Genomic DNA, 7187 nt, shown 5'->3' on the forward strand with positions numbered 1-7187 from the left:
CGGCGATCTGGCACAACCGGGCCACCGGAACACCGATCACACGATCACTGATCGCCTACGACCACTGACCAGGACTTCGGACTTACTCGTCTAGGACCCGGGCCGGTGTCGTGCGCGGGCGGCCGGTGTCGGCTGCGGGACGCGGATCCCGTCGAGGACCTGGGCGAACGCGGTGGCGTCGTTGATGTTGCCGGGCGTGAGCACGATGGACAGGGGCAGGCCCCGGCCCTCGACGGCGAGGTGGACCTTGGTGGTCAGTCCGCCCCGGGACCGGCCGAGGGCCTGGCGCGTCTGCGACCAGCCCGGATCTTCCAGTTCGTCCCCGCCTGCCGCCCCTTTTTAGGCGCGCCAGCGGCATGTTGGTGGGCCCGGTTGGCTGTGGAGCCGACAGTGACGGTCCACTCCACCCAAGCCCATCGCGTCGTCGTGGACCTGCACGTGTTCCGACAGCGCTGCCCACGTGCCATCCGCCTCCCAGCGGGCGAACCGCTCGTAGACGGTCTGCCACGGGCCATACCGCTCGGGCAGGTCACGCCACGGAGCCCCGGTCCGCAACCGCCACAGCACACCATTGACCACCTGCCGGTGATCACGCCACGGACGCCCACGCCCGTCCATGCGCGGCAGCAAGCGCTCTATCCGCTCCCACGCCGCATCCGTCACCTCACCTCGACCTGCCACAAGATCACTTATCAGACAGGCCTTGGCGGTGAAGCTGGCGGCGTTGAAACCGCCGGCTGGCTCGAACCCTTCAAAATCAGTAGACGCGTCCGTCGGCAGGCCCCTTACAAGGACATCGTGCCGAGCTCGCGGGCGACGCGTACGAAGGACCGGACCATCGGGCTGTCGTTGTGCGACCGCCAGACCAGTCCCCACCGCAGGAGGGGCGCGTCACGAACGGGGACGTACGTGACGTCGGGCCGGACGTAGAAGCGGGTGACTTGATTCCCCAGCATGTGGAGGACTTCCCCCTCGGCGCTGTATGTGTACAGCTGGTCCAGCGTCGAGACCTGGAACTTCCGTTCGATGGCACGACCGCTGGGCGCAGAGTACGGGAGGAAGGCGTCCTCGAAGTAGTTGGGCTGGAACCCCTCCGGCCCCGCGACACCGTGGTCCGCGAACGCTTCCAAGGTCACCGACGGGCGATGGGCCAGCCGATGGTCGGCGGCCAACAGCGCGACCCTGGGCTCCACGAAGAGCACGGGCCCCACGGTCAGATCGGGCTCTTCCACCGGGAGCCATGACAGCAGCAGGTCGATCTCGCCGGCGCGCAGCGGGGCGAACGGGTCGATGTAGCCGTTGTGGCTCAGCCGCAGCCCCCACTGCGGGTGCCGCGCGCGGAAGGCGTCCCAGAACGGCCGCAGTTCGTGGCCGTTGGTGACCATCAGGCCGATCCGTAGGACGTCCGTCTTGCCTTGGGCGGCGAGCCGCGCCCGGTCCACGCTCGCCTTCAGGCTCTGGAACACCGGCCGCAGATCACCGCACAACTGTTCACCCATCGGCGTGAGCCGGACTTGGCGACTGCTCCGCTCGAAGAGCGGCGCCCCGATCGACCGTTCCTGCTTCTTGATCGCCTGACTGACCCGCGCAGCCGACAGGTGCAGCCGCTCGGCCGTCCGTCCGAAGTGCAGCTCCTCCGACAACGTCAGGAAGATCTCGATGTCGCGCAGCTCCACGTGCCCCCACACCCCCGTTTGTTCGTTAACCCTGGCTTAACCGGCGTTGCATGATCGACCGTTGATCATCGGCTTGTCCACACCGGACGCTCAGTGCATGAACTTCGTCACTACCAAGGTGTCGCTGACCGTGGGGGACGTAGCCGCTTCCAGCCGGTTCTTCACCATCCACCTGGGCTTTCGTGAGGTCGAGTCGGCGGAGGATACGTCTGCCTCCGCCGCGACGACAGCCCCACCGAGATCGCCCTGTCCGAGCACGATCCCGAGCTGCCGCCACCGGGGGGAGAGATGCGCGTGACATCACCATCGCTCTGGAGCAGGCGTCGCATACTCGCCACGTTCGCAGGGGCCGCAGCGGCCCCTGCCCTGCCCACAATTGTCAGCCTAGGAGCCTCGCCCGCCTACGCGGCCGACCCTGCTAGGGGTAGTGGTCTGCCGGATACTGATCGCGGTAGGGCCGTGTGGGCGTACAAGACAGGGGGGCGCGCGGTCCGCGAGGCCGCCGCCATGGCGCTTGCCGGGCCGTCGGCTGCTGTCTCGTCTTTCCTCGGCGCCGAATTGCCGGTCGCGAGGGCGTTGGACAATCGCACGGCCGTCTTCGCGGCACTGCCCTATGCGGGCAAGTCGACACGACAAGCAGCCAACGCTGCGTTGACAGGCGGAGATGACGCGATCGCAGCCTTCCTGCATGGCGGCTATGCCCAGGCCGTGGACACCGACCGGCGGGCCGACGTCTTTGCTGTCATCAACAACAGTGGGCCCGGCGTGAAGCGTGAGGGGGGCAAAGCTCTCGACGATGGCAGCCAGGCCGCGCTCCGCAAGTTCATGGACGAGACGCAGTACACGGCCTTGCAGGAGGACGAGCGGGTTGAAGTCTTCGCTATCCTCGCCACCGCCTCGCCCGAGGTGCGGAAGTATGCCGAGCGGGCTTTGAACGACGGGTCACCTGCTGCTATTCATCAGTTCCTTGTGTCCGGCCAATACATTGCCCGTGCCCGGGACGACGAGGCCGCGACGATCGAGCAGCTGGTGGCCATCGTCGATCGTGAGGGCAAGCGGGCGAAGCTGCAGACGGAGCAGGCCGTCGCTGCCTCCGACCGTGCGAAGGAAGCCGCCGAGAAGGCGAAGGCCGCTGCGTTGAAGGCCAAGGCCGAGGCGGTCGCTGCCCAGGGCGAGGTGAAGAAGTCGGCCGACGCCGCCAATGCCGCGGCGAAGGCCGCGAGCGGAGCGGCTGATGCGGCGAATACCGCGATCGCCGCCTCCCGTACGGCCCAGGCCGCTTCCAGCCGTGCAGCGAAGGCCGCGCAGGGAGCTGCCGCCGCCGCCGCGTCGGCCGGCGCAGCGGCGTCCCGCGCCTACAACGCCGCGATCGCGGCCTCTAAGGATGCATCCATGGCCTCGGCCGCCCGGGCCGCAGCCCAAGGCGCGAGGGATGCGGCGAAACGCGCCCGCACCGCCGCCGCGGCCGCAGACCAGGCCTGGACCGCCGCGCAGCAGTCGGAGTCGGCTGGCGCTGCCGCTGCGGCCGCGGCCCAGGACGCCGCGGCCGCCGCCAGCGCGGCCGCCGACGCCGCTGTTGCGTCCGGCGCCGCAAAGGCCGAGGCGGAAGCAGCCAAACGAGCGGCTGCCGAGGCTGACGCGGCTGCGGCACGTGCCACCAGGGCGGCGGGGATCGCGAAGACTCTCGCCAACCGGGCCGCTACTGCGGCCAAGGTGGCACGCGATGCGGCCATCAGCGCTGCCACCCACGCTGAGAACGCCGCCGCGGCGGCCGACGAGGCGGCGGCCCACGCGGGGCAGGCCATCGAGTACGCCAAGCGGTCCACCGCTCACGCGGCGGCTGCGGTGCAGGCCGCCAGCACGGCCTCCGACGCGGTCAAGGAAGCGCAGTCCGTGGAGCAGGCAGCCCGCGATGCGGAGACCGCGCGGCTGGAGGAGGAGAAGACACTGGGCGTGGAGGAGGCCCGCACCAGAGCGCAGGCTGAGGTTTATGAGATCGCCAAGGCTAACCGGGAGCGCACTCAGGCGGACAGGACCGCGACGGACATCAGGGACCTCATCGCCGCCGCCGAAGCAGCGCTGCGCGCCGGCGATACCTCCAAGGCCGTCGCGACCGGCCGCAAGGCTGCCGTCAGGCTCCTGGACTCGACCGGCACCTGGACCCGTGAGGCTGCGGAGTTCGCGCTGTCCGGCAGCGACTACGACGTGGTCAACTGGGTTGACACTGACCGCCTGCTAGCCCAGGACCAGGATGACCGGGAGACCGCTCTCGTCGTGGCCAAGGCGGCGACGCCCGACGTGGCTGAGGCCGCCCACCGAGCGCTGGCGAGCGCTGCTTCCAGCGCGGTGCGCGATTTTCTCACTACGGGCATCGTCGAGTCCGCTGTCACGCAGAACCGCCTCACCGTCTTCGAAATCCTGGCTCAGAACCCCGGCAAGGAAGTCAGGGCCAAGGCCGAGGCGGCACTGAACGACGGCAGCCCCGCGGCCCTGCACCGCTTCCTCGGCGTGGAACTGCCGGAAGCCGTCAAGCTGGACGACCACGTCGAGGTGTTCACCCTCCTCTCCTCGGGCGGGCCGTACATGAAGGCGGCGGCGGAGATTGTCCTGAACGGTCCGGCCCGTATGCGGCGGAACTTCGTCGCCCATGACAAGTTCGACATTGCCCGTATCGATGCGGACCACGCCTCCCACGTGGCTGCCATCCGCGCGGCCATCGCGCATGCCGCCAAGGTGGCAGCCAAGGCCCTCGAGGATGCCGCTTTGGCCTCGAAGGCGGCGGCCGAGGCCCGCCAGGCGGCGACGGAGGCTGCCGACTGGGCTACCAAGGCGCAGAACTACGCGGAGGCTGCGAAGGCCGCGGCGCGGGAAGCGACTACGAACGCGGATGCCGCCGACGCGTCGGCGGCCGCGGCGGCCAAGTCGGCAGCCTCCGCCGCACAGGCCGCGTCCGTGGCCCGCAATGCGGCCCGGACGGCCAACTACTCGATGCGGCAGGCCATGGCTTCCGCTAAGCAGGCGGCGTCCTCCGCGCTGAGCGCGCAGACTTCCGCCACCGAGGCACAGGCATCGGCCATCCAGGCGGGCAAGGACGAGATCGCGGCGGCTTCCGCTTCCAGAGAGGCGAAGCGAGTCGCGGCCGACAAACGGCGGGCCGAGGCAGAAGCGGCGGCGAAGCAGGCGGCGGAAGAGGCCAGGCGCCAGCGGCAGAATGGGACCAACCCCTCTCAGACCCCGGAGAGCGACAAACCCTGGTACGTGGACTGGGAGCTGTGGCCCGACGATGTCCACAGTGACAAGGACTGGGCTGGCGTCACTGGACACTGGAGCACGATCGCTGGGACTGCGTCGTTCGTGCTTGGCCTTGCGGCCCTGGCCCCGACGCCGGCGTCTGGGGTTCTGGGCACGGCGGCCATGGTGCTTGGCGCCGCATCCGTGGCCTTGCAGGGGGCAAGCGCGTACTTCAGCGGGAGGGCCTACGGCTGGGACAGCAGCGAGTTCCACGCCGCACTCGGTGTGGCGGTGCTAGGTGGCGCCTTCTTCGGCAAGGGACGCCTCTTCAGCAGGTTCGGTCTTGCCGAAGAAGTTGGCGCCAAGGTTTCGGGGGCTGCCGAGGACGCGGCAACCACCCTCATCGGCTGGGTGACCTGGTAGGCACTCCAGCAACTTGCCAGCGGGGTGGGGATTGAATTCTGCTGTGTGTTCCTTCCCCGCCCCGCCTCGAACACTCATTTGCCATGTCAGGGGAGGCGAGGGCCGATGTTGACTCCTGACATGTCTGTCAGCGAGTGGTGGATTTTTTTCGCCACCGTCCGGGCAGTCGGCAGCCCCGTGGCGAGTCGGCAGCCTTCGCCCACGGACCACATGGGTTAAGTTCCCCATAAATCAGAAGGAATCCGGAATGCGTATTACCCAGCGTGTCATTGCGACAGGTGCAGCAGTGGCGGCGTGTGCCGCCGCCACAATCTCCTTGGCGTACGCCAGCGACGCGTCGAACAGCATGTCCACCGCTGCCGATCTCCAGGCCCCCTATGCCGTTGAATACTTCAACTACCCTGGTGCCGAGAAGATCAGCACCGATCTCGGAATCGTCCTCAAGCGCGGTGACGGCCACATCACCCTCGCCGACTGTGGTTCGGACGCCGGACTGATGGAGGTCTACTCCCGGACCAAGGGACGCATCTGCTTTCGGGTCACCGGAAAGACGGGCTACCTCAGCGTGGAGATCCCGGCCGTGTACGGGATGAAGTCCGACGCCACCCACAAGAGCGACGTCAAGCTGACCGCCGAGGGCAGCGAGCAGAACGTCAGCCTGTCCGCGAACCAGTGGCAGGGCGTGGGCGAGTCACAGGACCCGCAGCGCCGCGACCACGTCCTCGTAGAGATAAGGACCTCGCTGTAGCCGTTCGGGCAGCACCTGAGATCCCTCGCCCGAAGGCACCGCTCCACCCGTTCACGAATAAGGAAGAAGCCATGCATTCCGCCAGACGTGTGCGTCTCACCGCTCTCGCCGCCCCGTTCGTCGCCGTTCCGCTGATGCTGGGCACCTCCTCGGCCCATGCCGTCACCGGAACCCCTGCTGTGGACACCGCCGGTTCCTACACGGTGCGCCTCGACATAGGCAAGGGTGCCCGAGCCTGCTCCGGATCCCTGGTGGATCCGCGCTGGGTACTGACCGCGGCTTCCTGCTTCGTTGACGACCCCGCCTCAGGAGCCGTCCCGGCGGAAGGCGCACCGGTAGCGAAGACTGTGGCCACCATCGGCCGTGGTGACCTGACCACGGCCACCGGTCTGGTCACGGACGTCGTCGAACTCGTGCCCTTCCAGGGCCGCGACCTGGTCATGGCGCGCCTGGCGCAGCCGACCACCGGCGTTGCCGGGATCACGCCGATCGCCCTCTCCACGACAGCTCCGGCGGCCGGTGAGTCTCTGCGGTCCTCCGGATTCGGCCGGACCAAGACCGAGTGGTCGCCCCTCGCCGTCCACAGCGGAACCTTCTTGGTGGACGGCACCGACAGCTCGCAGGTCGCCATCACGGGGCAGAGCAACGCTGCCGTCTGCGCCGGGGACACCGGCGGCCCGCTTGTCCGGGAGGCCAACGGCAAGGTCGAACTCGTGGCGGTCAACAGCCGTTCCTGGCAGGGCGGGTGCTTCGGCCAGGACCCGGCGGAAACCCGCACGGGCGCGGTCTCGGTCCGGGTTGACGACGCGGCCGTTGAAACCTGGGCGAGGGAGGTCCGGCAGCGCCTCCGCGAGGTGGTGTTCACGGCCGACGTTAGCGGTGACGGCGCGGACGATCTCGTCATCCAAGGCGCCGACGGCAAGATCGCTGTGCAAACCGCCGTGAAGAACTTCGCACCGACGGCGGGTCAGCCTGCCTACCGGTTCAGCACCGGCGTCCCGTGGAGTGCGGGTTGGGGCAATTTCCTGGGTCAGCCTGGCCAGGGCCGCCTCTACTTCGCCGACATCAGTGGCGATGGCAAGGCCGACTTGATTGTCCACGGCACTGCG

Annotated in this window: 4 protein-coding genes and 1 pseudogene; 3 read left to right on the plus strand and 2 right to left on the minus strand. The window is 68.6% G+C overall.

Annotation, left to right across the window (positions count from 1 at the left end):
- Positions 1-99: 99 nt before the first annotated feature.
- Positions 100-681 (minus strand): annotated as a pseudogene (locus ACZ6Y1_RS37125) (IS5 family transposase); the annotation flags it as partial.
- A 104-nt stretch (positions 682-785) separates the two neighbouring features.
- Positions 786-1676, minus strand: coding sequence for a LysR family transcriptional regulator (locus ACZ6Y1_RS37130; RefSeq protein WP_469640537.1), 891 nt, complete (start codon positions 1674-1676; stop codon positions 786-788).
- Positions 1677-2135: 459 nt separating this feature from the next.
- On the opposite strand from ACZ6Y1_RS37130, the gene ACZ6Y1_RS37135 reads away from it, so the two are divergent.
- The 3 genes from ACZ6Y1_RS37135 to ACZ6Y1_RS37145 all read left to right on the plus strand — a co-directional run.
- Positions 2136-5330: an ALF repeat-containing protein gene (locus tag ACZ6Y1_RS37135; protein WP_469640539.1), complete on the plus strand. Its 3195-nt coding sequence runs from the start codon at positions 2136-2138 to the stop codon at positions 5328-5330.
- 316 nt (positions 5331-5646) lie between these two features.
- Positions 5647-6078, plus strand: coding sequence for a hypothetical protein (locus tag ACZ6Y1_RS37140; protein ID WP_469640542.1), 432 nt, complete (start codon positions 5647-5649; stop codon positions 6076-6078).
- A gap of 71 nt (positions 6079-6149) precedes the next feature.
- A partial coding sequence (locus ACZ6Y1_RS37145) for a trypsin-like serine protease (RefSeq protein ID WP_469640544.1) occupies positions 6150-7187 on the plus strand: 1038 nt, incomplete at its 3' end.

The sequence above is a fragment of the Streptomyces sp. NPDC053432 genome, from assembly GCF_055585365.1.